General features: G+C 65.2%; 20 protein-coding genes. 7 read left to right on the top strand and 13 right to left on the bottom strand.

Going from position 1 to position 25,506, the window contains the following annotated elements; genetic code table 11:
• Positions 1–5: 5 nt before the first annotated feature.
• Positions 6–3,494, bottom strand: coding sequence for a chromosome segregation protein SMC (smc, locus tag BVH03_RS20145; RefSeq protein WP_075962835.1), 3,489 nt, complete (start codon positions 3,492–3,494; stop codon positions 6–8).
• A 250-nt stretch (positions 3,495–3,744) separates the two neighbouring features.
• Between smc and BVH03_RS20140 the strand changes: the two genes are divergently transcribed.
• The gene (locus tag BVH03_RS20140; protein WP_075962989.1) at positions 3,745–4,974 is read left to right on the top strand and encodes an MFS transporter; all 1,230 of its coding nucleotides are present in this window, start codon (positions 3,745–3,747) and stop codon (positions 4,972–4,974) included.
• A gap of 160 nt (positions 4,975–5,134) precedes the next feature.
• Entirely contained in the window at positions 5,135–6,442 is a 1,308-nt protein-coding gene (gene guaD / locus BVH03_RS20135) for a guanine deaminase (protein ID WP_075962834.1), read from the top strand.
• 308 nt (positions 6,443–6,750) lie between these two features.
• On the opposite strand, the gene BVH03_RS20130 is transcribed toward guaD, so the two are convergent.
• The 5 genes from BVH03_RS20130 to moaA all read right to left on the bottom strand — a co-directional run bounded on the left by BVH03_RS20130 (position 6,751) and on the right by moaA (position 11,648).
• A complete protein-coding gene (locus BVH03_RS20130) occupies positions 6,751–7,533 on the bottom strand; it encodes an ABC transporter ATP-binding protein (protein WP_075962833.1) in 783 nt (260 codons plus the stop codon).
• Positions 7,530–8,615: an iron ABC transporter permease gene (locus tag BVH03_RS20125; RefSeq protein ID WP_075962832.1), complete on the bottom strand. Its 1,086-nt coding sequence runs from the start codon at positions 8,613–8,615 to the stop codon at positions 7,530–7,532. Before BVH03_RS20125 ends, BVH03_RS20130 begins: the two co-directional genes overlap by 4 nt.
• Positions 8,608–9,753, bottom strand: a complete 1,146-nt coding sequence (locus BVH03_RS20120; RefSeq protein WP_083640128.1) for an ABC transporter substrate-binding protein — start codon at positions 9,751–9,753, stop codon at positions 8,608–8,610. The genes BVH03_RS20125 and BVH03_RS20120 overlap by 8 nt, the downstream gene beginning before the upstream one ends.
• A 252-nt stretch (positions 9,754–10,005) precedes the next feature.
• The gene (locus BVH03_RS20115) at positions 10,006–10,455 is read right to left on the bottom strand and encodes a PA2169 family four-helix-bundle protein (RefSeq protein ID WP_075962831.1); all 450 of its coding nucleotides are present in this window, start codon (positions 10,453–10,455) and stop codon (positions 10,006–10,008) included.
• A 197-nt stretch (positions 10,456–10,652) separates the two neighbouring features.
• Entirely contained in the window at positions 10,653–11,648 is a 996-nt protein-coding gene (gene moaA / locus BVH03_RS20110; protein ID WP_075962830.1) for a GTP 3',8-cyclase MoaA, read from the bottom strand.
• A gap of 374 nt (positions 11,649–12,022) precedes the next feature.
• Between moaA and BVH03_RS20105 the strand changes: the two genes are divergently transcribed.
• Positions 12,023–12,436, top strand: a complete 414-nt coding sequence (locus BVH03_RS20105; RefSeq protein WP_075962829.1) for a CopD family protein — start codon at positions 12,023–12,025, stop codon at positions 12,434–12,436.
• 45 nt (positions 12,437–12,481) lie between these two features.
• Here the strand turns inward: BVH03_RS20105 and BVH03_RS20100 are convergent, their stop codons facing one another.
• A complete protein-coding gene (locus BVH03_RS20100; RefSeq protein ID WP_075934809.1) occupies positions 12,482–12,940 on the bottom strand; it encodes a DUF2231 domain-containing protein in 459 nt (152 codons plus the stop codon).
• A gap of 81 nt (positions 12,941–13,021) precedes the next feature.
• Here BVH03_RS20100 and coxB point away from each other — a divergent pair, with 81 nt between their 5' ends.
• The 3 genes from coxB to BVH03_RS20085 are packed head-to-tail and all read left to right on the top strand — an operon-like array spanning position 13,022 to position 16,847.
• Positions 13,022–13,963: a cytochrome c oxidase subunit II gene (gene coxB, locus BVH03_RS20095; RefSeq protein ID WP_075962986.1), complete on the top strand. Its 942-nt coding sequence runs from the start codon at positions 13,022–13,024 to the stop codon at positions 13,961–13,963.
• Positions 13,960–16,494, top strand: a complete 2,535-nt coding sequence (gene ctaD / locus BVH03_RS20090; RefSeq protein ID WP_075962828.1) for a cytochrome c oxidase subunit I — start codon at positions 13,960–13,962, stop codon at positions 16,492–16,494. The genes coxB and ctaD overlap by 4 nt, the downstream gene beginning before the upstream one ends.
• Positions 16,494–16,847: a hypothetical protein gene (locus BVH03_RS20085; protein ID WP_075962827.1), complete on the top strand. Its 354-nt coding sequence runs from the start codon at positions 16,494–16,496 to the stop codon at positions 16,845–16,847. Before ctaD ends, BVH03_RS20085 begins: the two co-directional genes overlap by 1 nt.
• Positions 16,848–16,973: 126 nt before the next feature.
• Here BVH03_RS20085 and argR read toward each other — a convergent pair whose 3' ends face one another.
• The 6 genes from argR to acs form a co-directional block, all read right to left on the bottom strand.
• Entirely contained in the window at positions 16,974–17,954 is a 981-nt protein-coding gene (argR, locus tag BVH03_RS20080) for a transcriptional regulator ArgR (RefSeq protein WP_075962826.1), read from the bottom strand.
• 53 nt (positions 17,955–18,007) lie between these two features.
• Complete coding sequence (locus tag BVH03_RS20075; protein ID WP_075962825.1) at positions 18,008–18,772, bottom strand: ABC transporter ATP-binding protein; 765 nt, start codon at positions 18,770–18,772, stop codon at positions 18,008–18,010.
• Between the two features lie 29 nt (positions 18,773–18,801).
• Positions 18,802–19,500 (bottom strand): ABC transporter permease, encoded by a 699-nt coding sequence (locus BVH03_RS20070; RefSeq protein ID WP_075962824.1) that lies wholly within the window; start codon positions 19,498–19,500, stop codon positions 18,802–18,804.
• A gap of 10 nt (positions 19,501–19,510) precedes the next feature.
• A complete protein-coding gene (locus tag BVH03_RS20065) occupies positions 19,511–20,200 on the bottom strand; it encodes an ABC transporter permease (RefSeq protein ID WP_075934812.1) in 690 nt (229 codons plus the stop codon).
• A 195-nt stretch (positions 20,201–20,395) separates the two neighbouring features.
• Positions 20,396–21,175, bottom strand: coding sequence for an ABC transporter substrate-binding protein (locus tag BVH03_RS20060; protein WP_075962823.1), 780 nt, complete (start codon positions 21,173–21,175; stop codon positions 20,396–20,398).
• Between the two features lie 324 nt (positions 21,176–21,499).
• Positions 21,500–23,461 (bottom strand): acetate--CoA ligase, encoded by a 1,962-nt coding sequence (acs, locus tag BVH03_RS20055; protein WP_075962822.1) that lies wholly within the window; start codon positions 23,459–23,461, stop codon positions 21,500–21,502.
• 246 nt (positions 23,462–23,707) lie between these two features.
• Here acs and BVH03_RS20050 point away from each other — a divergent pair, with 246 nt between their 5' ends.
• Positions 23,708–25,252: a cyclic diguanylate phosphodiesterase gene (locus BVH03_RS20050; protein ID WP_075962821.1), complete on the top strand. Its 1,545-nt coding sequence runs from the start codon at positions 23,708–23,710 to the stop codon at positions 25,250–25,252.
• Positions 25,253–25,506 lie beyond the last annotated feature (254 nt).

Here is a 25,506-nt window from a genome sequence, read left to right as displayed (position 1 = left end):
CCCTCTCAGCTGTCCACCATCGCCAAAGCTTCCTCCACATCCACCGCAACCAGACGCGAACAACCGGGCTCGTGCATCGTCACGCCCATCAACTGGTCGGCCATTTCCATGGCGATCTTGTTGTGGGTGATGTAGATGAACTGCACGGTTTCCGACATCTCCTTGACCAGCCGCGCGTAACGCCCGACGTTGGCATCGTCCAGCGGAGCGTCCACTTCGTCGAGCATGCAGAACGGCGCCGGATTGAGCTGGAAGATCGAAAATACCAGCGCCAGCGCCGTCAATGCCTTCTCCCCGCCGGACAGCAAATGGATGGTGCTGTTCTTCTTGCCCGGTGGACGCGCCATGATGGTCACCCCGGTATCGAGTAGATCTTCGCCGGTGAGTTCCAAATAAGCGCTGCCACCGCCGAAAACTTTCGGGAAAAGCGCCTGCAGGCCGGCGTTGATCTGGTCGAAGGTTTCCTTGAAACGGTTGCGGGTTTCCCGGTCGATCTTGCGGATGACGTTTTCCAGGGTTTCCAGTGCTTCGACCAGGTCGGCGTTCTGGGCATCCAGGTAGCGCTTGCGCTCGGATTGCTGCTGATACTCCTCGATAGCCGCCAGGTTGATCGCACCAAGCCGCTGGATACGCCCGGCCATCTGTTCCAGGGCCTGCTCCCAGGCTGTCTCGCCGGCGTCCTCGGGCAAGGTGGCAAGCACGCCGTGCAGATCAAAACCCTCTTCCAGCAACTGGTCCTGCAGGGCCTTGCGGCGGACGTTCAGCGATTGCCATTCCAGGCGCTGCTGCTCCAGCTGGCCACGCAGCAATTGCGATTGCTGCTCGGCCTGGGTGCGGCGTTTCTCGGCGTCACGCAGCTCGCGGTCGGCATCTTCCAGCGCGAGGCGCGCCAGGCGCAACTCCTCTTCGACGCCCATGCGCCGTTCGAGCAGCTCCTCGAGTTTCAGGCGCAACTCTTCCAGCGGCGCAGCGCCCTCCTCCAGATTCAGGTCGAGCTGCTCGCGCTTTTCCGTGAGTCGCTCGGATTGCAGCTCGAGGCGTTCCAGGGCCTGGCGGGTGGAATCGTGCTGGGCGCGCAGCGAACCCAGGCGCACGGCCAACTGATGGGCGTGATCCTTGTGCTGGCGCGCCTCCTGACGGACGCGATCGAGCTGCTCGCGCAGGGCATCGCGGCTGGCCAGCAGGCTTTCGCGTTGCTCGGTATCCAGGGCCATGCTGTCGAGGGCGTCCTGCAGATACAGACGCCCCTCACCCAATTGTTCGGTTTCCATGGCCCGCTGCTCGGCCAGTTCCTGCTGCTCGGCCTCGATGCGCCGACGCCGCAGCACCAACTGCTCAGCCTTGGCCTGCCCGGCCGACAGCCGCGCCTTCAGCTCGCCCAGGCGGCGCGCCTGATCCTGCAACTGACGGCGCTGCTGCTCGCGCAATTCTTCTTCCTGGCGCTGACGCTGGCGCAGGGCCTGCAGGCTTTCCTCCAGCAGCGCCAGCGCGGCCTCGCGCTCGTCCCGCTCCAGAGCCAGGCTCTCCAGCTCCTGCGCCCGGGCCAGTACGCCGCTCTGCGCCTCGCTGGCACGCCGCACACGCAGAAAGTGCCGGCCCACCCAATAGCCATCGCGGCTGACCAGGCTTTCCCCGGATGCCAGCGTGGCGCGTTCGGCCAGGGCCTGATCGAGGTTTTCGACCGGGCGCACGCGGCCCAGCCACGGCGCCAGGTCCACGGGTGACTCGACCTTGTCCAGCAGGCTGCCGGGGATGCGCTGACCATTACCGGCCGCCGACACCAGGCGCAATTCGCCCTGTTCGAGGGCGGCGAAATCCAGCCCGCCGAAATCGTCCTGCAGCACGGCCTGCAGGTCGGCGCCGAGCACGGTTTCCACCGCCAGCTCCCAGCCGGCCTCCACCCGCAGGCCTTCGGCCAGGCGCGGGCGCTGCTCGAGGCCGTTGTCGCGCAACCATTGCGCCGTGCCCTTGTCGGGGTCCAGCGCGGCCTGCTGCAAGGCTTCCAGAGACGCGAGGCGACCATCGAGGCGTTGCAGCTCGCCCTGGGCCTGCTGTTGGGCCTGGCCGGTGTGCTGCAGTTCGTCACGCAATTGCTGCAGGCGCTCGGCCTGCTCGGTTTCCTGTTCCTGCACTTGCTCCAGGTCCAGCTCGCCGACGGCGATCTCCTCGCCCAGCTCGATGATCGCCGCATCTTCCGGGTCGGCCGCCAGCTGCTGCAGCTCATCGCCCAGGCGCCGTTGGCGTTCACCGAGGCGCTCCAGGCTCTGTTCCAGCTGCTGGATACGCGACTGCTGTACCTCGGCCTGGCGGCGCGGCTCGGCGCTGCGCTGATTGAAGGCCTCCCATTGTTCCTGCCAGCCGTGCATACCGGTCTCGGCTTCTTCCAGCGCGGCGGCGGACTCCTCGGCAGCCGCCGCGGTGACTTCCTGCTCCGGTTCGAGCATGGCCAGTTCTTCACCGAGGGTAGCCAGCAGGGTGCGGTCGTGGCCCAGGTGCGATTCGGTTTCCAGGCGCGCGCGCTCGGCTTCACGCAGGTCGTCCTGCAACTGGCGCAGGCGCTGCTGGCCGTGCTGGATGCTCTGCTCGACCCGGGCGATATCGCCGCCCACCGAATAGAAGCGGCCCTGCACCAGGTTGAACCGCTCGGACAGCTCATGGTGGCCGTCGCGCAGCCGCTCGATACTGGCGTCGGCGTTGCGCTGTTCGGCCACCAGCGCCTCGAAGGAAACCTCCTGGTTGCCGATCACCGCCTCACGCTGGCCGACCTGCTCGTTCAGCGTCTGCCAACGCAACGCGGTCAGCTGCGCCTTGAGCTGGCGCTCCTCGGCCTTGTACTCCTGATACTTCTCGGCCGCCTGGGCCTGACGGTGCAGGCGCTCGAGCTGGCGTTCCAGTTCTTCACGCAGGTCGGTCAGGCGCGCCAGGTTCTCCTGGGTGCGGCGGATACGGCTCTCGGTCTCGCGGCGGCGCTCCTTGTACTTGGAGATGCCCGCCGCCTCTTCGATGAAGTTGCGCAGCTCCTCGGGCTTGGCCTCGATCAGCTTGCTGATCATGCCCTGCTCGATGATCGAGTAACTGCGCGGGCCCAGGCCGGTGCCGAGGAAGATGTCGGTGATGTCGCGCCGTCGGCATTTCACGCCGTTGAGGAAATAGGTGTTCTGGCTGTCGCGGGTCACTCGGCGGCGAATGGAGATTTCCGCGAAAGCCGCGTACTCGCCGGTCAGGGTGTTGTCGCTGTTGTCGAAGATCAGCTCGATGCTGGCCTGGGTCACCGGTTTACGGGTGTTGGAGCCGTTGAAGATGACGTCGGTCATCGACTCGCCGCGCAGGTTCTTCGCCGAGCTCTCGCCCATCACCCAGCGCACGGCATCGATGATGTTGGACTTGCCGCAGCCGTTAGGGCCGACCACCGCCGCCATGTTGCTGGGGAAGTTAACCGTGGTGGGGTCGACGAAGGACTTGAAGCCCGCCAGCTTGATGGATTTCAGACGCATGCGCAGGCACTCGCCGAGACGGCAACCAGGATGGCAGGGAGGTCAGCGGCGCACAGCGTCATAAATGTCCTTGAGGCGCGATGCTTGGGGAGCGTGAGGCCTGGCCAATGGCCAGAAGGGCCGGGAGTTTAGCACAGCCAAGATGCCAGCAAGCCTCGCGCATGCGTACAGGGAACGCCGCCGCTTCGCCGGCATCCAATCGCCAGGCCAGCGCAATCGCCTGGCGCGTTTTCTTCGCCTGAGGTTCTCCATGCAGACGTACGCATGCGCAGCGAAACTGGATCGCCTGAATTTCTTTCTGGCTGACGTTCGCGACGGCCTCGGGCCTTATCTGGCGATCTACCTGCTCTCGGTACACAAGTGGCAGGCCGGCGACATCGGCCTGGTCATGGCCCTCGGTGGGCTGGCCGGCCTGGCCGCGCAGATTCCCGCGGGCGCGCTGGTGGACTGGGTGCGCGACAAGCGCCTGCTGGTTGCAGCTGCCTCCATTCTGGTCACCCTCGCCTGCCTGGTCACCCTGTGGCAGGCGCAATTCGCCTGGGTAGCGGTCAGCCAGATCGCCGCTGGCATGGCCTCCTCGGTGTTCGCCCCGGCGCTGGCCGGCATCACCCTGGGCATCGTCGGGCCGAAGGCGTTTACCCGCCGTATTGCCCGCAACGAATCCTTCAACCACGCCGGTAACGCCACAGCCGCGCTGCTCGCCGGTCTGCTCGCCTACCTGTGGGGGCCGGTCGCGGTGTTCTATCTGATGACCGCCATGGCCGTGCTCAGCCTGCTGTCGGCATTGAGCATTCCCGCCCGCGCCATCGACGCCGACCAGGCCCGGGGCCGTGAAAGCGGCTCGGCGATGACGCCACTGCGCCAATTGCTCACCCAACCGCCGCTGGTGCTGCTGGCGCTGTGCTGCGCGCTGTTTCACCTGGCCAATGCCGCCATGTTGCCGCTGGTGGGGCAGAAACTCGCGCTGGCCAATCCGGAGCTGGCGACCACGCTGATCTCGGCCTGTATCGTCGCCGCCCAACTGGTGATGATTCCAGCGGCCATGCTGGTCGGTGCCCGCGCCGATCGCTGGGGGCGCAAGCCGCTGCTGCTGGCCGGCTTTCTGATCCTGCCGATCCGTGGCGTGTTGTACACGCTGAGCGACGATCCGGTTTGGCTGGTATCCGTGCAATTGCTCGACGGCATCGGCGCCGGCCTGTTCGGTGCCTTGATTCCACTGATGGTGCGCGACCTGACCCACGGCAGCGGCCATTTCAACGTCAGCCTGGCCAGCGTGAGCCTGGTGTTCGGCATCGGCGCGGCGCTGAGCAACGGTCTGGCCGGTTATGTCGCCGAGGCGAACGGCTACGACAGCGCCTTCCTGGTGCTGGCAGCGGTGGCTGGCTGCGCCGTGCTCCTGCTGATGGGCATGCCGGAAACCCTCAAGGCCGACACCATGGGACCCGAACTCGACAACGCAGCGCCGCGCCCCACCACCTGACCATCAGGTCAACATTCGCGTCGGACGAGGTTGTCGCCACCGCCCTTGTCCCGCAAAATCTACGCTCAACGCAGTGCGCGTCACATCGATACGCACACGCCTGCGGCGTCGCAACCCGCGACCGCCCTGGACCGCTCTATCGGATCTGTATCGAGGCCCCATGTCCACTACGCTCCACGCCTACCGCGGCGCCATCCTGCACAGCCTGGCCGATCCGGCCGAGGTCGGTATCGAGGCGTCCTACGCCTATTTCGAGGACGGCATCCTGCTGGTCGAGGATGGCAAGGTTCGCGACGTGGGCCCGGCCGACGACCTGCTGCCGCGCCTGGCCGGCGTCGCCCTGAGCCATTACGAGAACGCGCTGATCACCCCGGGCTTCATCGACACCCATATCCATTTCCCGCAGACCGGCATGATCGGCGCCTACGGCGAGCAACTGCTCGACTGGCTGAATACCTACACCTTTCCGACCGAGATGCGTTTCGCCGACCAGGCCCATGCCCGCGAAGTGGCCGAGGTGTTCGTCAAGGAGCTGCTGCGCAACGGCACCACCACCGCGCTGGTGTTCGGCAGCGTGCACAAGCAGTCGGTGGATGCCTTCTTCGAGGTCGCCAGCGCACTGGACCTGCGCATGATCGCCGGCAAGGTGCTGATGGACCGTAACGCCCCCGAGGCGCTGACCGATACGGTGGAATCCGGCTACGCCGACAGCTGTGAACTGATCGAGCGCTGGCACGGCAAGGGCCGCCTGCATTACGCGGTGACGCCGCGCTTCGCACCGACCAGCACGCCGGAGCAGCTGGCCATGGCTGGACGCCTGCTGGGCGAGTACCCGGACCTTTATCTGCACACGCACCTGTCGGAAAACCGCCAGGAAATCGAGTGGGTCAAGGAGCTGTTCCCGGACAACGGCGGCTACCTGGACGTCTACGACAAGCACCAGCTCACCGGCCCACGCTCGGTGTTCGCCCACGCCGTACACCTGTGCGACGCCGAATGCCAGCGCCTGGCCGAGACCGGCTCGGCGGTGGCCTTCTGCCCGACCTCCAACCTGTTTCTCGGCAGTGGCCTGTTCGACCTCAAGCGCATGGAGCAGCACAAGGTACGCGTCGGCCTGGGTACCGACATCGGCGCCGGCACCAGCTTCTCGCAACTGCGCTCGCTCAGCGAGGCTTACAAGATCATGCAGTTGCAGGGCCAGAAGCTCGACCCGTTCAAGTCGCTGTACCTGGCCACCCTGGGCAGCGCCCGGGCGCTGTATCTGGACGAGCGCATCGGCAACTTCGCAGCCGGCAAGGACGCGGACTTCGTGGTACTCGACTACCAGGCCACGCCGCTGATCGACTACCGTCTCAAGCAGAGCGGCAATCTGGCCGAGCGACTGTTTGCGCTGATCACCCTGGGCGATGACCGGGTGATCAAAGAGACCTTTGCGGCGGGGAACAGCGTGCACCGCCGCGATGGCTGACGCGCAGATTGCGATAACGCTGCAGCCTTACATCGAGAGCGCGCCTTAGAGCCTGTTCATAATCTTCAAGCCCAGGTTCGTCGACTTTGGCGGCTAAGTGGCGGGAGCGGACATCGCGCAGTATTTGTGGGAACGGGCCATGCCCGCGCAGCGTTCGCGGGCATGGCCCAGGCGTCCCCACCCGCTCCCACAGGCGGGTGAAGCATCTACTGTTGCTCTTCTGCCAGCACTCTGAAACCAACCTGGGTGTCGCTGCGCTCGACTCAGGCTACGGCCTGTAGCTCGGGTTGAGCGCAGCGATACCCGGGTTAGGTGCCGATCACCGCCACCGGATAGATCGCGGTATAGGCACCACCGTCCACGCTCAGGGTGCGGCAATCGACGCCGTACACGGCGGCCAGGTGCTCGGGGGTGAGCATCTGGTCGGTGGTGCCGCAGCCGTGCACGCGGCCCCGGTCGATCATCAGCGCGTCGTCGGCATAGCGGCTGGCCAGGTTCATGTCATGGAAGATCGCCAGGGTGACGATGTTCTCGCGGCGCGTGTAGGCGCTGACCGCCTCGAGCATGTGCAACTGGTTGGCCAGGTCCAGCGCCGAGGTCGGCTCATCGAGCAGCAGCAGGCGTGGGCTGCGCACCAGCGCCAGGGCGAGGGAAATCATCTGCCGCTCACCACCGGACAGTTGCCCCGGCTGCTTTTCAGCGAAGCGTTGCAGGCCCAGCAGGTCGAGCACTTCACTGGCGCGCCGCTGGCTGTCGCGCTGGGTCGACCAGCCTCGCGCGCCACCATGCTGCGCGAGCAGGAGCAATTCGTAGGTCGACAGGCGCACGTCGAGGTGGGCCATGTCCTGAGCCACATAGCCGATCAGCCTCGCGCGCAGCGCCGGCTCCAGGCCGAGTAATTGGGTGCCGTCGATGGTCGCCGAGCCTTCGGCACGCAGCAGCCCACATAGCCCCTTCATGAACGTCGACTTACCCGCGCCATTGGCGCCGAGCAGCGCCAGGGTACGGCCCGCTTCGGCACGCACGGCGAAGTCGCGGATGATCGGCTGGCCGCCGATGGACACGCGATAATCCTCGGTGACGAAACTCATCGGGACGTCAGCCTCCGGTCGCGCAGGATCAAGATGATGAAGAACGGCAGCCCGATCAGCGAGGTGACCATGCCGATGGGCAGCACGGCGCCCGGCACGATCAGCTTGCTGGCCAGCGACGCCAGGGTGACGAAGATGACCCCGCAGGCCAGGGTCACGCCGATGGTGAAACGCTGATCCTCGCCGACCAGCAGGCGCGCCACGTGGGGCGCCACCAGGCCGACGAAACCGATGATGCCGACCACCGAAGTCACCGCCCCGGCGAGCAGCGCGGCCAGCACCAGCATGCTGGTGCGCACGCGCTTGACGCGAATACCGAACACCACCGCCTGCTCGCCGAAACTGCGCAGCGCAGTCAGCGACCAGGCCTGCATCAGCACCAGCGGCACCGCGACCAGGGCGATGGCGGCGCACAGCGCGACCTTGCTCCAGGTCACGTGCAGCAGCGAGCCCATCAGCCAGAACACGATGCTCTGCAGCTGGTCGACGCTGGACACGTACTGCACGAGGCCCAGTAGCGAGCTGAACACGAAATGCACGGCGATACCCAGCAGGGTGATGGCCTGCAGGCCGATCTGCCCACGGGTCAGCAGCAGGATGACGCCGACGGTGAGCAGCGAGAACAGGAAGGCATTGGCCGTCACCACCATCTCGGCGCCGAAACCCGGCAGCCATTGCGCCAGGGACAGGTTGAAGGTCAGCGCCAGCGCCGCGCCGAAGCCCGCCGCCGAGGAAATGCCGAGGGTGAAGGGCTCGGCCAGCGGATTGTCGAGCACCGTCTGCATGATCAGCCCGGCCAGCGCCAGGCAGGTGCCGGCCAGCACCGCCATGAGCGTCATCGGCATGCGCAGTTCCCAGAGGATGACCCGCGTCGAGTCATCCACTTGGTCCGGCATGAACAGGCCTTGCAGCGCATCGGCGAAGCTCAGGGTGCCAGAACCGACGACGAGATCCGCGACGAAGGCAAGCAGTGCCACCAGCAACAGGCCGATCAGCAGCAGGCTGCGCTGCCAGACCGCGCGGGCGTAGCGCTGTTGATAGCCGGCATCGACCGGCGCCGCAGCGGCCGCCAGGTCACTCACCGGCCGGCGCCTGGCCGAACAGAATCGCGGGCACCTCGCCAAGGCCGGTCATGCTCAGCAGTGCTCGGGTGCTGGCGGCGTGATCCAGGCCGGCAGCGGCTTGCGGGTAGAAGGCCTGGGCCAGGTACTCGACCGCCAGGATGTTCCAGGCGCTGGCATAGAACTGGTGGTACACGCCATACACGCGACCGTGCTGTACCGCGCTCAACTGCTGCATGCCGGGGCGCTGCAACAGTTGCTTCATGGCCTTGTCGATCGCCGCCTGCTGCACCGTCGGGCCAAAGCCGAAGGGTGGCGAGATCGAGGCACTGCCCGAGAACTGGGTGCCGCTCATCACGTAGACGTCGGGCTTCTTGCTGATCACCGTTTCCAGGGTGACGTCGCCGGTCACGCCGGGCAGCAGTTGGCTGCCGAGGTTATCGCCGCCGGCCGCCTGTACCAGCTTGCCCCAGTACACGTCACCATGAGTGAAGCAGCAACTGCTGGCGCCGCCCTGCCCGGCCTTGGCCTCGACGAATACCAGCGGGCGCTTGCCCTGCTCGGCGATCAGCTTGTCGACCTTCGCCAGGCGCGCCTTGTAGAAATCCAGGTACTCGCTGGCGCGGGCCTCGCGGTTGAGCACCTTGCCGAGCAGGGCCACGCTCTGCTGGCCGTTGGGCACCGGATCCAGATCGCTGTCGACGTAGATCGCCGGAATCTTCAGCGCCGCCAGCTTGCGCTCGACGCCAGCGCCTTCCAGGGATTTACGCGCGCGCAACTGAAACACCAGCAGGTCGGGCTTGCCGGCGACCACGGCTTCGAGGTTCATGTCGCCCTCGTCACCGAACTGCATGTCGGTGGCCCGCCCGGCGCTCTGCGGCCAGCGTTTCTGAAAGACCTGCCAGGTGTTCGGATCGGAGCGCTTGATGATGTTGTTCCATACCGTGATGCGCGCGAACGGGTCTTCGCGGTCGAGCAGTGCCAGGCCGAACAGATCGCGTCCATCCTGCAGGACGATGCGTTTGGGCTCGTGTTCAATAGTCACCTGGCGGCCCGCCAGGTCGGTGACGGTGAGCGGGTAGTCGGTGGCCTGGGCAGCAGCGCTGCACAGCAGGCACAGAGCGACCGTGGTACGGACGAGAAGCGCGGGGATGGTCATGGAGGATCGAGCCTTTTACTGCGCGGATGAACGGACGGCGGGCGTCGGCGGCAAAAACAGAAACATAGGGTAACAAAGACACCACGGAACGTCATTAAGAACCATTATCGACGGCTGCTTCGAATCCCTTTGCAACGTCGGCTGCGCCGGTAAAACTGGGCTTGAAGAGACCTGCCGAGGCAGGGCCTGCTCATGAATTGCGGGCATAAAAAAAGGATGCCCGCAGGCATCCTCGTTTCAACTCTGCGCCGATCAGCTGGCACGCGCGGAGTCGCGCAGTGCCTTGACCTGATCATGGTTGCGCTGCACGCCTTGCAGTTGCTTCTCGAGCACGACGCGAACGTTGCTCGGCAGGTCTTTCTGCAGGGCTTCACGATAGGCCTTCAGGGCGACGTCTTCACCACGCTCGCACTCGTTGAGAATGGCCTCTTCGCTCTTGCCGGTCAGCAGCGACTTGAGGTCCACCCAGCCGCGGTGCAGTGCCCCGGAAACGCTGGAGCTGGTTTCCGGGTCGCCGCCCAGGCCACGTACCAGTTGCTGCAGCTCGGCGGCTGCGCCGGCGCAGTCCTGCGAACGCTGCACGAAGAAGGTTTTGAGGCGCGGCTCCTTCACGTCTTCGGCACACTCGCTGAAGCCTTTCTCGCCGTCTTTGCTGGTTTCGATCAGGTCATTCAGTACCGAAATAACGTCTTTGTTATCCACTTTGAATCTCCTCGTCGCTTCAGAAAAAAGCCCGTATGGGCCGCTCCCTTAAGTGGAGTGAGCGCCGGTTGCGGAGGTTCAGGGCAAATTCTGGCGGGTCGGTCAGGTGGCGCTCAATCGGCCATGGGCAAAGGCCCGCGCCGCCTGGGCGCGAACCGCTCGTCTGGATGACGAAAAGGCGAAGAAAGTGAAACGGCTCAGCCGCCGGTCATGCTCATGAAGCGTATGACCTGCACCTGCTCATCGGTCTCGAAGTGGTGGCGTTCGGGCTTGAGCTGCAACGCACCGATCAGGGCCTCGCGCAGGCGCTCGCTGTCGCCGGGATGGGCGCGCATCAAGCCGCGCAGATCCAGGGCGTTGTCGTGGCCCAGGCAGAGCACCAGCTTGCCCTCGGCGGTGACGCGCACGCGGTTGCAGTCGCCGCAGAAGTTGTTGCTGTGCGGCGAGATGAAGCCTACGCGGGTGTCGCTGCCGCCGACCTGCCAATAACGTGACGGCCCACCGGTGACATGGCTGCTGCGCACCAGCGCATGACGCGTTTCGATGCGTTCGCGTACCACTTCGCTGGAGCAGAAGGTCTGCTCGCGCTGATGGCTGACCACGCTGCCCAGCGGCATCTCTTCGATGAAGCTGATGTCCAGGCCACGGGCCATGGCGTATTCGACCAGGCCCAGTACTTCGTCGTCGTTGCGCCCGGTCTGTACCACGCTGTTGAGCTTGATGCGTTTGAAGCCCGCTGCGGCTGCCGCGTCGATGCCAGCCAGCACCTGGTCGAGCATGTCGCGACGGGTGAAGGCGGCAAAGCGCTCGCGCTGCAGCGAATCGAGGCTGACGTTCAAGCGGGTGACGCCCGCAGCGCGCAGGTCGCTAGCCATGTGCGCAAGCTGCGAGCCGTTGGTGGTGATCGACAGATCCTCGAGTTCGGGGCGCTGGCCCAGGCGGTGCAATAGGCTCAGCAGGTTCTTGCGCACCAACGGCTCGCCGCCAGTGATGCGGATACGTTTGACGCCCAGCCCGATGAACGCATCGGCGACGTTGTACAGCTCTTCGAGGCTGAGGATCTGCGAGCGCGGCGCGAACACCATGTCTTCGCTCATGCAGTAGGTGCAGCGGAAGTCGCAGCGATCGGTCACAGAGAGTCGCAGATAGGTAATGCGTCGGCCAAAGGGATCGACCAACTGCGTCGTGTGCATCGTTCCGATCTCCCGGCCTGGTGGCCAGCTGGAAGTGGCTGCCGCCAGCGCGACAGTAAGCAGCTGCGAGGGCTGCGAGGTGAAGCCAAGTTTACCACGCCTGCCTCGGCGCCGCGCCGGTCAACGGGTCACACCCTGTCGGGTCGGACAACATTGCCCACACATTCAGTGACACAACTGCACTTACCTGCGTCGCTGCAACGGCGTCCCGCAACGCTGGCCAGGCTGCCAGCAAGCCCCAGCCGACGGGCCTCGCAGCAATTCGCCGGCAGCCCCGATACCCGCCGCGCACGCCCGGCGAAAAGGTCGAACCGGGTTTCCCGCGCCAGAGTCACACAGGCAGACCTCAGGACGACTGGCAATGGAGGGCGCCGATGCCACTGCTGAAACTGCTGCATTTCACCGCGCTGATCGCCTGGTGCGGCACCCTGCTGTACCTGCCCGCACTGGTCGCCGCGAGCTGTCGTGGCGCCGAGAGCACCGAGCGCCTGGGCCATCCTGAGCTCAACCGCACGACCTTCACCCTGGTCGCCACACCGGCTGCATTGATTGCCATCGGCAGTGGCACCGCGCTGTTCCTGCGCGACGGCACCTTTGGCGTCTGGCTGGTGGCCAAGCTCACTGCCGTGGCGGTGATGGTCATCTGCCATGCACTGTGCGGCCTGCTGATCCTGCAATGCGAGCGCCAGCCCCGCCCTGCCCTGACCGTCGCCTGCGCGGCATTGGGCGGCATCACCTTCGGCATGATTGCCGCCACCCTGTGGCTGGTGCTCGCCAAACCTTTCTGAACCAGGAGCTACCCACCCATGAATGCAGGCGGGCCTCAGCCGGACCTACTCGACGTCGACACCCACGGCATGCTCATAGACCAGACGCCCGCCCAGATACGCGGCGATGGCGATCAGCCCGGCAGTGAACAACGACAGGTAGAACGCCCAGATTTCGAAACCGTCCTCGCCGTGGCGATAGCGCAGCATCCAGTTCAGCGACGCCAGGGACAACATCATCACGGCGATGATGGCGTGGCACCAGGCGCTGATCTTCTGGCGGATGCGCCGCACGGTCAGCAGGTCGATCATCCCGGCGATGCTGGCGATCCAGCCGCCCGCCGCGCCAACGCCGGCCAGCCACAAGCTGGCGCGCGCCCAGAACGGGTCGGTCGTCCAGAAGTAGGCGAAATCGGTGGCCACCAGGCCCAGCAGCGCGGCCACCGGAAAGTGGATCATCATCGGGTGCAACGGGTGCCCGGCGATGGCGGCGCGACTGATGATGGATTCTTGTTGCTCAGCCATGGCGGCCTCCCTGTCGGTTGGAAAGAAGGTCGCGGATACCCGGCCCTAATCAAGTTGACCGCACTCGCCTCAGCAGTTCCGATTATCTCCGCGTGCAGTGGTGACCAATCGATTCTGGCTCCTGCCGGCCCGGTAGCGCGCGATATCGCCCTGCTGTGGTGGGCGATGTGCGGCTTCTTCACGCTGGTGCTGGTGGTGGTCAGCGCCTTGTGGATCTACGCCCTGTGGCGCAAGCCGCGCGACTACTCGGCGGACGAAGCCCGGCGTATCCAGCGGCGCTGGTTGATCGGCGGCGGCATCCTGCTGCCCTCTGTCACCATCGTTATGTTGCTGGCGTTCGGCATCCCGGTGGGCCAGCGCATGATGCAGCTGCCGCTTCTTGGCGAGCGACCGCTGCAGATCGAGGTGATCGGCCATCAGTGGTGGTGGGAGGTGCGCTACCCGGACAGCGGCGTGGTGACCGCCAACCAATTGCATCTGCCGGCCGGCCGGCCGGTCGACATCACCGTCAGCAGTGCCGACGTGATCCACGCCTTCTGGGTGCCGCGCCTGGGCGGCAAGATCGACATGATCCCCGGTCGCGAGAACCACATCCGCCTGCAGGCCGACAGGCCGGGCACCTTCCGCGGCCAGTGCACGGAGTTCTGCGGCACGCAGCACAGCCATATGGTGCTCGACGTGCAGGCTCATAGCGAAAAGGACTTCGCGGCCTGGATCGAGGCGCGCCGAGAGCCGCAGGTCGACGCCATACGAGGCCCGGCCGCCGACACCTTTCTCGCCCACTGCGGGATGTGCCACCGGGTGGCCGGCGTCAGTGCCGGTAACCGTGGCCCGGATCTCACCGATCTGCCCAGCCGCCGCCAACTCGGCGCTGGCGTGCTGGCCAACGAGCCCGGCGCCACGCTGACCTGGATACGTGAGCATGGCCGTCTGAAACCGGGCACCGGCATGCCGCTCACCGACGACCTCGATGCCGAGCACCTGCAGGCCATCGCCACCTGGCTGGAGGGCCTCGAACCATGAACGACAGCCGCGAAACCCAGTGCCGCGAGACGGCCGACGCCGATGCCCTGCACGACCAGTTCAACGAGGTATGGGGCAACCCGCGCGGCTGGCGGGCGCTGACCATCGTCAACCACACCACCCTGGGCCTGCGCTTCATGGTCACCGGCCTCGGATTCTTCATCTTTGGCCTGCTGCTGGCGATGCTGATCCGCACCCAGCTGGCGCTGCCGGGCAACGCGTTCATGGGCCCGGAGATGTACAACCAGGTATTCACCATGCACGGCACGGTGATGATGTTCCTGTTCGCCGTGCCGATGATGGAAGGCCTGGCGGTATACCTGCTGCCCAAGATGCTCGGCGCCCGGGACCTGGTGTTCCCGCGCCTGTCGGCGCTGGGCTACTGGTGCTACCTGTTCGGCGGGCTGATCATCTGTTCCAGCCTGCTGTTCGGCGTGGCGCCCAATGCCGGCTGGTTCATGTACACGCCACTGTCCAGCGCCGCCCACTCGCCGGGCATCAACGCCGACTTCTGGCTGTTGGGCATCACCTTCGTGGAAATTTCCGCGGTATCGGCCGGGGTCGAGTTGGTGGTGTCGATCCTGCGCACCCGTGCCGAGGGCATGGCGCTGAACAGGATGCCGATCTACGCCTGGTACATCCTGACCATGGCGATGATGATCGTCATCGGCTTTCCGCCGCTGATCCTGGGCAGCATCCTGCTGGAACTGGAGCGCGCCGCCGGCCTGCCATTCTTCGAAGTGGCACGCGGCGGCGATCCGTTGCTGTGGCAGCACCTGTTCTGGCTGTTCGGCCATCCCGAGGTGTACATCATCTTCCTGCCAGCGGCCGGTATCGTCTCCACCCTGCTGCCGGTGTTCTGCGGCCGCCCGCTGGTGGGCTACCGCGCCGTGGTGCTGGGCGTGCTGAGCACCGGCTTCATCAGCTTCGGCCTGTGGGTGCACCACATGTTCACCGTGGGCATTCCGCAACTGGCCCAGGCGTTCTTCTCGGCGGCGAGCATGCTGGTGGCGATTCCCACGGCGATTCAGGTGTTCTCGTGGATCGCCACGCTGTGGCTCGGCAAACCGCGCTACAACGTGCCGATGCTGTGGCTGGTGGGCTTTCTGATCATTTTCGTGTGCGGCGGGCTGACCGGGGTGATGCTGGCACTGGTGCCATTCGACTGGCAGGTGCACGACACCCACTTCGTGGTCGCCCATTTCCACTACGTGCTGATCGGCGGCATGCTGTTCCCGCTGATCGCCGGGCTGTACTACTGGCTGCCGCACTTTTCCGGGCGCATGGCCTCCGAGCGTCTGGGCAAATGGGGTTTCTGGCTGGTGTTCATCGGCTTCAACATGACCTTCCTGATCATGCACTGGACCGGCCTCCTGGGCATGCCACGGCGGGTGTACACCTACGAGAGCGGCCTGGGCTGGGACATGCCCAACCTGATCTCGTCGATCGGCAGCTTCATCATGGTGATCGGCATCGCCACCCTGCTGCTGGATCTGCTGCTGCATTACCGTTATGGCAAACCCGCTGGCAACAATCCCTGGCAGGCCGACACCCTGGAATGGGCCACTGCCCTGCCACCCAACCCGTACAACTTCGTCAGCCTGGCCAAGGTCACCGACCGCCACCCGCTGTGGCGCGACCCGAACCTGGGCGAAAGCATGGCCCGCGGCGAACACGCGCTGACGGTGATCGACCACGGCCGCCGCGAGACCTGGGGCGTCGACCCGCTGACCGGCAAGGTGCGGGAGATCATCCATCTGCCCGGCAACAGCTGGCTGCCATTCATCGCCGCCTGCTTCATCGCCGTGTTGTGCCTGAGCCTGCTGGCCAAGACCTACCTGCTGGCGCTGCTCGCCTGCTTCGCCTCGATCGTGGTGCTGCTGCGCTGGAGCTGGGAAAACGGCGCCCACCCCAAGGCCGCGCCGGATGCCCAGACCCAGCCCGGCGAGCCACCGCTGCATTCGCGCACCTGCGATGGGCCGGGCCTGTGGGGCATGGGCGTGACGCTGCTATCCAACGGCGCGTTGTACCTGTCGCTGCTGTTCGGCTGGTTCTACCTGTGGACGGTGGCGCCGAACTGGCTGGTGCCAGATGTACCCGTGTTCAATCACTGGCTGCTGTTGGCCGCCGCGCTGCTGCTGAGCCTGGCCACGCCCTGGCACCGGCGGGTACTTTCCCGATTGCGCCAGGGCGATGCCCGCGGGTTGTTCGCTTGCCAGGTCGGCCTGGCCGTGGTCGGCCTGATTCAGGGCGCCCTGCTGCTGGTCGCACTGCTCAGTGATTCACTGGAGCCAACCGTGCGCGCCCATGATGCGGTGATCTTCGTGATGCTCGCCTACAGCCTCGGCCACGCGCTGCTCGCCAGCACCCTGAGTGCCCTGCAGGCACTACGCGTACGCATCGGCTACGTCAGCGGCGAGTCGCCCTACGAGCCTCTGGTGGTCGCCCAACTGTGGGGCTACAACCTCGGCGTGCTGTGGGTCAGCTACTTTGCCATCGCCCTGTTCCCACCTGCTTTCGGAGGTGCCTGATGCAAAGCCTGCGTTCGCTCTACAACCCGGTCCATATCGCCGGCGGGCTGAGCATCTGGAGCCTGTGGTTCGTGGCCCTGTATGGCGGCCAGGGCGTCGGCTGCTCGGTAGCGCCGCCGCCTCTGGAAGACGGCCCGTGGACCTGGCTGAACCTGGCCCTGGCGCTACTCTCGTTGCTGACCGCAGGCCTGCTGCTGGTCCTGGCACGGCTGTTCCACCGGGCTGCAAAACGCCCCGGTTGCAACGAGCGCGAGCGCTTCGTGGCCAGTGTCTCGGCGGGCGGGCACCTGATCGCGGCCATTGCGGTGGCGTTCATCGCCCTGCCGATCATGGTACTGCCGCCGTGCGCTTGAAGGCGCGGCGACAACCATGCTGCGCGCGGGAAGCCTTGGCCACGTGCGCCGTGGTAACGGACGGGAGATCCCGTCAATGGTAGATGCCTCGTCTCACCGTGGTGAGGTGACCATCAAGGCACTCGCCTAGCCGCGCTCGGCAGGCGCTGAGGTCAGCTCGAAGGGGCTGTTGCTGCGCCGCTGATTACGGTCTTCACGCGGCGTGGCACCGAAGAAGTTGCGGTAGGCGCTGGAGAAATGCGGCCCCGAGGAGAAACCGCAGGACAGGCCGATCTGGATGATCGACTTGCTGGTCTGCATCAGCAACTGGCGCGCCTTGTTCAGGCGCAGCTCCAGGTAATACTGGCTGGGCACGCGGTTCAGGTATTGCTTGAAGATGCGTTCCAGCTGGCGGCGCGAGACGCACACGTGCTGAGCGATCTCGTCGGTGGTCAGCGGCTCCTCGATGTTGGCCTCCATCAGCAGCACCGCCTGGGTCAGCTTGGGGTGGCTGGAGCCGAGGCGGTTCTGCAGCGGAATGCGCTGGCGCTCGCCACCTTCGCGGATGCGCTCGACCACCAGTTCCTCGGACACCGCACCGGCCAGTTCGGCACCGTGGTCACGGGCCAGCAGGGCCAGCAGCATGTCCATCACCGCCATGCCGCCACAGGCGGTGAGGCGATCACGGTCCCAGTCGAACAGGTGGCTGGTGGCGATCACCTTGGGGAAACGCTCGGCGAAGTCGTCCTGCCAGCGCCAGTGGACGGATGCCCGATAACCATCGAGCAGCCCCAGTTGCGCCAGCGGGTAGACGCCCGCCGCCACCGCGCCGAGGCAACAGCCATTGCGCGCTACCTGCTTGAGCGCAGTGGCCAGCGCCGGCGCCACGGCGGCCGGCGGCTCGTCAGCAAGCAGGAACAGCTTGCGGTAGCCTTCCAGGCCTGCCGTCCATGAACTGCCCGGCAGGCGCCAGGCGCCTTCGCTGGGCGCCTCGGCCTGCAGGAACGACACCTCGTAGACCACCTCCGGATGGACGCGCTGGGCGACGCTCAAGGCCTCTTCCGCCAGCGCCAGGGTCAGGGGCTTGGTGGAGGGCCAAAGCAGGAAGCCGATTCGGGGGGCAGTCATGATGGGCAGGTTGGGCTCTGAAGGCAGTGATAGGTCGGGAATGATAACGCCAACTACTTGAGGCTGCCGCTGAGGAACTGTTGCAGCCGTTGAGACTGCGGATTGGCCAGCACCTCGCGCGGGTCGCCACGTTCCTCCACCAGCCCCTGATGCAGGAACAGCAGTTGATTGGACACTTCGCGGGCAAAGCCCATCTCGTGGGTGACCACCACCATGGTACGCCCTTCGTCGGCCAGGCCGCGCATTACCTTGAGCACGTCGCCGACCATTTCGGGGTCCAGTGCCGAGGTCGGTTCGTCGAACAGCATCACCTCCGGCTCCATGGCCAGGGCCCGGGCGATCGCCACGCGCTGCTGCTCGCCGCCACTCATGTGGGCGGGATACGCGCTCTTGCGATGGGCCACGCCGACCTTCTGCAAATAGTGCTCGGCCTTGTCGCGGGCCTCGGCCTTGGCCATGCCCAGCACGTGCACCGGCGCTTCCATGACGTTTTCCAGCACGCTCATGTGCGACCACAGGTTGAAGTGCTGAAACACCATGGACAGCCGCGAGCGCAGGCGCTGCAGCTGTTTGTCGTCGGCGGCGCGCAGGGCGCCGTCCTTGCCGGGCACCAGCTTGAGCGCCTCGCCGTTGAGCAGGATCTGCCCGGCGTGGGGCTGCTCGAGCAGGTTGATGCAGCGCAGGAAGGTGCTCTTGCCCGAACCACTGGAGCCGATGATGCTGATCACGTCACCGGCCTTGGCCGCCAGCGACACGCCCTTGAGCACCTCGTGGCTGCCGTAGCGCTTGTGCAGGTCCGTTACTTCGAGCTTGTACATGCTTTTCACTCTTTCAGAAGTCCGAGGGCTCAGGAGCGCCGCGGCGCCAGGTAGGCTAGCCAGCGACGCTCGGCCAGTTTGAACAGGCGCACCAGGATGAAGGTCAGGCATAGGTAGAACAGGCCAGCGGTGATGAACGCCTCGAACGGCAGGTAGTACTGGGAGCTGACGGTGCGCGCCGCGCCGGTGATGTCGATCAGGGTGACGATCGACGCCAGGCTGGTGGTGTGCAGCATCATGATCACTTCGTTGCTGTATTGCGGCAGCGCGCGGCGCAAGGCCGACGGCAGGAGGATGCGGCGGTACAGCTTGGCCCTCGACATGCCCATGGCCTTGGCCGCCTCGATCTCGCCGTAAGGCGTGGCTTTCAGGCTGCCGGCGAGAATCTCGGCGCTGTAGGCGCTGGTATTGATGGCGAACGCCACGCAGGCGCAGAAGGTGGCGTTGGACAGATACGGCCACAGCACGCTCGCGCGCACCGCCTCGAACTGGGCCAGGCCGTAATAGACCAGAAACAGCTGCACCAGCATCGGCGTGCCACGAATCACGTAAGTGTACAGCCATGCCGGCCCGTTTACCCACGGCGAGCGTGAGGTGCGCATCAGCGCCAGGGGAATGGCCAGCAACAGGCCGAAGAACAGCGCGATGGCCAGCAGCTCCAGGGTCACCAGCACGCCGCCGAAATACAGCGGCAGGCTGTCCCAGATGACGGTGTAATCGAAGATCATCGTGCGGCCCTCACAGTTCGGCAACCTTGGTGCCGACCGAGTAGCGTTTTTCCAGATAACGCAGGGCCAGCAGCGAGACGCTGGTGATCAGCAGGTACAGACCGGCCACCGCCAGGTAGAAGGTGAACGGCTCGCGAGTGGCGTCGGCGGCGCTCTTGGCCTTGAACATCATGTCCTGCAGGCCGACCACTGAAATCAGCGCGGTGGCCTTGGTGAGCACCAGCCAGTTGTTGGTGAAGCCCGGAATGGCAAAGCGGATCATCTGCGGTACCAGAATGCGCATGAACACCTGAAAGCCGCTCATGCCATAAGCTGCACCCGCCTCCGCCTGGCCCTTGGGGATGGCCATGAAGGCGCCGCGGAAGGTCTCGGACAGATAGGCCCCGAAGATGAAGCCCATGGTGAACACGCCGGCGACGAAGGGGTTGATGTCGATGTAGTCGTCATAGCCGAGCATCGGTGCGATCCGGTTCACCATGTCCTGGCCGCCGTAGAAGATCAGCAGGATCAATACCAGGTCGGGAATGCCGCGGATCACCGTCGAATAGGTTTCCCCCAGCACCGCCAGCCAGCGCACCGGCGACAGCCGAAACGCGGCGCCGATCAGGCCGAGCACGATCGCCACCGCCATCGAGGTCAAGGCCAGAATCAGGGTGAGCCAGGCGCCCTCGATAATGGACGAGCCGTAGCCGTTGAGCATCCGCTTACCTCATGCGTGCGCCCGCAGGCGCCGGAAATGCAACGCAAAAGTGGCACACGCCGAAATCAGCGTGTGCCACCTCCAACAAGAAATCACGCTATCGCCAGCTGGAGACATGCCAGGCAAACGTCAGGCGAGGACAATCTCGTACCTGACGTTCAACGCCGCATGGCCGACGCGCAGCAGATCGTGGTCTTACTTGCCGTAGACGTCGAAGCTGAAGTACTTGTCCTGAATGGCCTTGTACTTGCCGTTGGCGCGGATCGCCAGGATCGCGGCGCTGATCTTCTCGGCCAGCGCCTTGTCGCCCTTGCGCACGGCGATGCCCTGGCCTTCGCCAAAGTACTTCTCCTCGGTGAAGTCCGGGCCCACGAAGGCGAAGCCCTTGCCGGCGTCGGTTTTCAGGAAGCCGTCTTCGATGTTCACCGAGTCGGCGATGGTGCCATCCAGACGACCGGCGCTCAGGTCCAGGAACACTTCGTTCTGCGAGCTGTAGCGCACGATCTCGGCGCCGGCCGGCGCGAAGACGTCGGTGGCGTAGCGGTCATACACGGAGGAGCGCTGTACGCCGATCTTCTTGCCCTTGAGGTCGGTGGTCACGTCGTTCATCACCGCGCCGCTCTTCATCGCCAGCTTGGCAGGCGTGGCGTAGTACTTGCCGGTGAAATCCACGGCGCGCTTGCGCTCTTCGGTGATCGACATCGACGACAGCACGGCGTCGAACTTGCGCACTTTCAGCGCCGGGATCAGGCCGTCGAACTCCTGCTCGATCCACTTGCACTCGACCTTCATTTCTTCACACAGGGCCACGCCGATGTCGTAGTCGAAGCCGGTGATGTTGCCGTCGGGAGTCTTGTAGGCGAATGGCGGGTAAGCCGCTTCGATACCGATGCGCAGCGCCTTGGCCTCCTGGGCCATGGTCAGCGGCGACAGCAGGGATAGTGCCAGCGCGCCGAGCAGTGCGATCTTCTTCATGGGGAAACTCCTGACAGGGATGGGGTTTCACTGGCCGCAAGGCGGGTAAGCCGGGCCATGGAAGGGTGACGTCGCCAGCGTAGCGCAGGGCTGCGGGCGGCGCACGGAAGTGCGGCATTCTAGCGATAGCGCTGCAGGCGATATTTCCCAGATGCGACAACTAATTACAGAACCCAGAGACCAATTGCGCGCGCATCTTGACAGAACAGAAAACAGCCAATTCTGACCAATCGGTTCAGTCGCCCGAGTCATCCACGCGACTCAAAAACAAACGCCCCACACCGGTCAATCGGCGTGGGGCGTCGTATCAAAGCACGATCCGGATCAGGCGCAGGCGGCCTGCATCGACTTGTGGGTGTCGATCAGGTGCTGCACCACGCCTGGGTCGGCCAGCGTGGAGATGTCGCCGAGGCTGTCGTACTCGGCGGTGGCGATCTTGCGCAGGATGCGGCGCATGATCTTGCCCGAACGGGTCTTCGGCAGCCCTGGCGCCCACTGGACCACGTCCGGTGTGGCGATCGGGCCGATTTCCTTGCGCACCCAGGCCTTGAGCTCCTGGCGCAGCTGCTCGGACGGCTCCTGGCCCTGGTTCAGGGTCACGTAGACGTAGATGCCCTGCCCCTTGATGTCGTGCGGCACGCCGACCACCGCTGCCTCGGCGACCTTCGGGTGGGCGACCATGGCGCTTTCCACTTCGGCGGTGCCCATGCGGTGGCCCGACACGTTGAGCACGTCATCGACGCGACCGGTGATCCACCAGTAGCCGTCTTCGTCTCGGCGAGCACCGTCGCCAGTGAAGTACATGCCCTTGAAGGTCTTGAAGTAGGTGTCGACGAAACGGTCATGGTCACCGTACAGGCTACGCGACTGGCCCGGCCAGGAGTCGAGGATCACCAGGTTGCCCTCGGCGGCGCCTTCGATCAGGTTGCCCAGGTTGTCGACCAGTGCCGGCACCACACCGAAGAACGGGCGGGTCGCCGAGCCCGGCTTGAGTGCGGTGGCGCCCGGCAGCGGCGTGATCATGAAACCGCCGGTTTCGGTCTGCCACCAGGTATCGACGATCGGGCAGCGCGACTGGCCGACCTTCTCGTAATACCAGCTCCAGGCTTCCGGGTTGATCGGCTCGCCGACCGAACCCAACAGGCGCAGGCTGGAGCCGTCGGCACCGGCCACGGCGGCCTCGCCCTGGGCCATCATGGCGCGAATGGCGGTCGGGGCGGTGTAGAGGACGTTGACCTTGTGCTTGTCGATGATCTTCGACACGCGGGTCACGTCCGGGTAGTTGGGAATGCCTTCGAACAGCAGCGTGGTCGCGCCGTTGGCCAGCGGGCCGTAGACGATGTAGCTGTGGCCGGTGACCCAGCCGACGTCGGCGGTGCACCAGTAGATTTCGCCCGGTTTGTAGTCGAACACCCGCTCATGGGTCAGCGCGGCGTACAGCAGGTAGCCGCCAGTGGTGTGCAGCACGCCTTTGGGTTTACCGGTGGAGCCGGAGGTGTAGAGGATGAACAGCGCCTCCTCGGCGCCCATTTCCTTCGGCGCGCAGACGCTGCCGGCGACCTTCATCAGGTCCTCGAACCAGATGTCGCGGTGCTGGTTCCACTTGATCTCGGAACCGGTGCGCTGCACCACGATGACCTTCTGGATGCTGCGCGTCTCGGGGTTGGTCAGGGCGTCGTCGACGTTGGCCTTGAGCGGGATCTTCTTGCCGCCGCGCAGACCTTCGTCCGCGGTGATCACCACCTTCGACTTGCAGTCGATGATGCGCCCGGCCAGGGCTTCGGGCGAGAAGCCGCCGAACACCACGGAGTGGATGGCGCCGATGCGGGCGCAAGCCAGCATGGCCACCACGGCCTCGGGAATCATCGGCATGTAGATGGTCACCACGTCGCCGCGGTGCACGTCCTGGCCACGCAGGGCGTTGGCGAACCTGCACACCTGCTCGTGCAGTTGGCGGTAGGTGATTTCCTTGTGCTCGGACGGGTCGTCGCCTTCCCAGATGATCGCGATCTGATCGCCGCGCTCTTCCAGATGGCGGTCCAGGCAGTTGTAGGAAACGTTGAGGGTGCCGTCGGCGAACCATTTGATGTCGACGTGGTGGTCGTCGAAGGACGTCTGCTTGACCTTGGTGAACGGCTTGATCCAGTCGAGGCGCTGAGCCTGTTCGCGCCAGAAGCCATCGGGGTTGATCACCGATTGCTGGTACATGGCCTTGTAGGTGGCCTCGTCGGTCATCGTATTGGCCGCCACCTCAGGGCGCACGGGATACAGGGACGCAGCACTCATTGAATCACCTCGGTTTTATTAATGTTGTTCTTCTATGGCCACATTTGTAACCATCGCTCCCCTGCTCAACCATTCGACCATGGTCTTAACGTCGCCAGACCTTGGTCGCAGCCCCTTCATCAGGCAACGGCTCATCGGCCAATGGGTAGCACACGCCCTCCTGGCGCCAATTGCGAGACGCAGCGAGCATTCTTGGCAAACGACTTTCGCTAAGCTCTGCACAGCCACCCTGGACCCCGTAACGCCATGCCCTTCTCCACCCTGCGCACCCGCGGACGCGCCCGGCGCCTGAGCACTTCGCTGGCGGTCGCGGCGTTGCCGCTGCTGCTCGGCATGCCGCTGATGTACTGGCAGGCCGCGACGCTGCTGCAAAGCCGCGCGGCAAAAAGCGCAGCCGATGCCCGCACGCAGCTCGACGCCATGCTCGGCGATGCGGCCCGCGCCGCCGGCGTGGTGCTGCCACTGGCCGGGCAAGCCTGTGAAAACGTCGCGCAGACGCTGCGCAGCCAGGTGGCCGTCAGCCCGTTCTCGCGCTCGGTCAACCTGGTAGCGGATGGGCTGATCTACTGTACGTCGCTGATGGGCGCCTATGAACGCGACGAAGACACCGCCAGCTACGTTCGCGGCCAGCTGCGCCTGATGGCCGGCAACGCGGTCACGCCCGACCGCGCCGTGCTGGTCTACCGGCAGGCCGAAGGCAACCACGGTGTGTTGATCGGCATCGATGGCCAGCACCTGATCAACCTGCTACAGATCAACGGCCAGGAAGTGTCGCTGCAGATCACCGTCGGCCAGAGCTGGATCTACGCCGATGGCCGGGTCACCGCCACGCCACCCAGCGGTGAGCTCGAATACGCCACCCAGGCTGCCTCCTCGCGCTATCCCTTCAGGGTCGCCGCCGGCTACGCGCCCGGCGTCACGCTGCAGTACATGCAGGATCACTATCAGCCGCAATGGCTGCTGTTCGTGATCCTCGGCTGCCTGGCCGGCGCCGGCAGCTATCGGCTCGGCCTGCGCGCCACGTCTCCCGGCACGGCGCTGAAACGCGCCCTGGAAGCCGACGAATTCATTCCCTATTACCAGCCCGTGGTGGATGCCCGGACCGGCAGCTGGCATGGCATCGAAACCCTGATGCGCTGGCAGCACCCCAGCGAAGGGCTGGTGCCACCCGATCAGTTCATTCCCCTGGCCGAGCGCCTGGGGCTGATCGTGCCGATGACCCGCGCGCTGATGCGCCAAATTCGCGAAGATTTCGCCGAGCGCGCCGATCAGTTGCCCAGGGGCTTTCATATCGGCATCAACATCACCGCTGCGCAATGTCACGATCTACACCTGGTCGACGAATGCCGGGACTTTCTGGCCGCGTTCGCACCGGGGCAGATCACCCTGATCCTCGAACTCACCGAGCGGCAGATGATCACCCCTACCGAGATCACCGAACGGCTGTTCGCCGAGCTGCGCCAACTGGGCGTGCGCATCGCCATCGACGACTTCGGTACCGGGCATTCGAGCCTGGCCTATCTGCGCGAATTTCGCATCGACGTCCTGAAGATCGACCGCAGCTTCATCTCGATGATCGACTCGCACTCGCTATCCCGGCACCTGCTCGACAACATTCTCGACCTGGCCACCCGCCTGCAGCTGGACCTGGTCGCCGAAGGCGTGGAAAGCGCCGAACAGGTTCAGTACCTGACCCAGCGTGGGGTGCGCTACCTGCAAGGCTTTCACTTCGCCAGACCGATGCCCGCCGCCCCGCTGTTCGATACGCTGCGCACCCCACCGACGGCATAGAACGAAGAAGCCCGGCGCTAAGAACCTGTTCATAATCTTTAAGCCCAGGCTCGTCGACTTTGGCGGCTAAGTGGCGGGAGCGGCCATTGGTGGAGTATTTGTGGGAGCGGGCCATGCCGGCGATTTTTCGCGCGCATGGCCCGCTCCCACAGTGGATCAGCGAACGGCTGCTTCTGCCTTGTAGTTGCCTCTTCATGCGGATACAAGACGTTGAACAGGCACTAAGGCCGGGCTCTTGTTTTTACGCGTTCAGC

This window comes from Pseudomonas sp. PA15(2017), assembly GCF_001945395.1.
Taxonomy (GTDB): domain Bacteria; phylum Pseudomonadota; class Gammaproteobacteria; order Pseudomonadales; family Pseudomonadaceae; genus Aquipseudomonas.
This window is presented reverse-complemented; position numbering and strand designations above follow the sequence as displayed.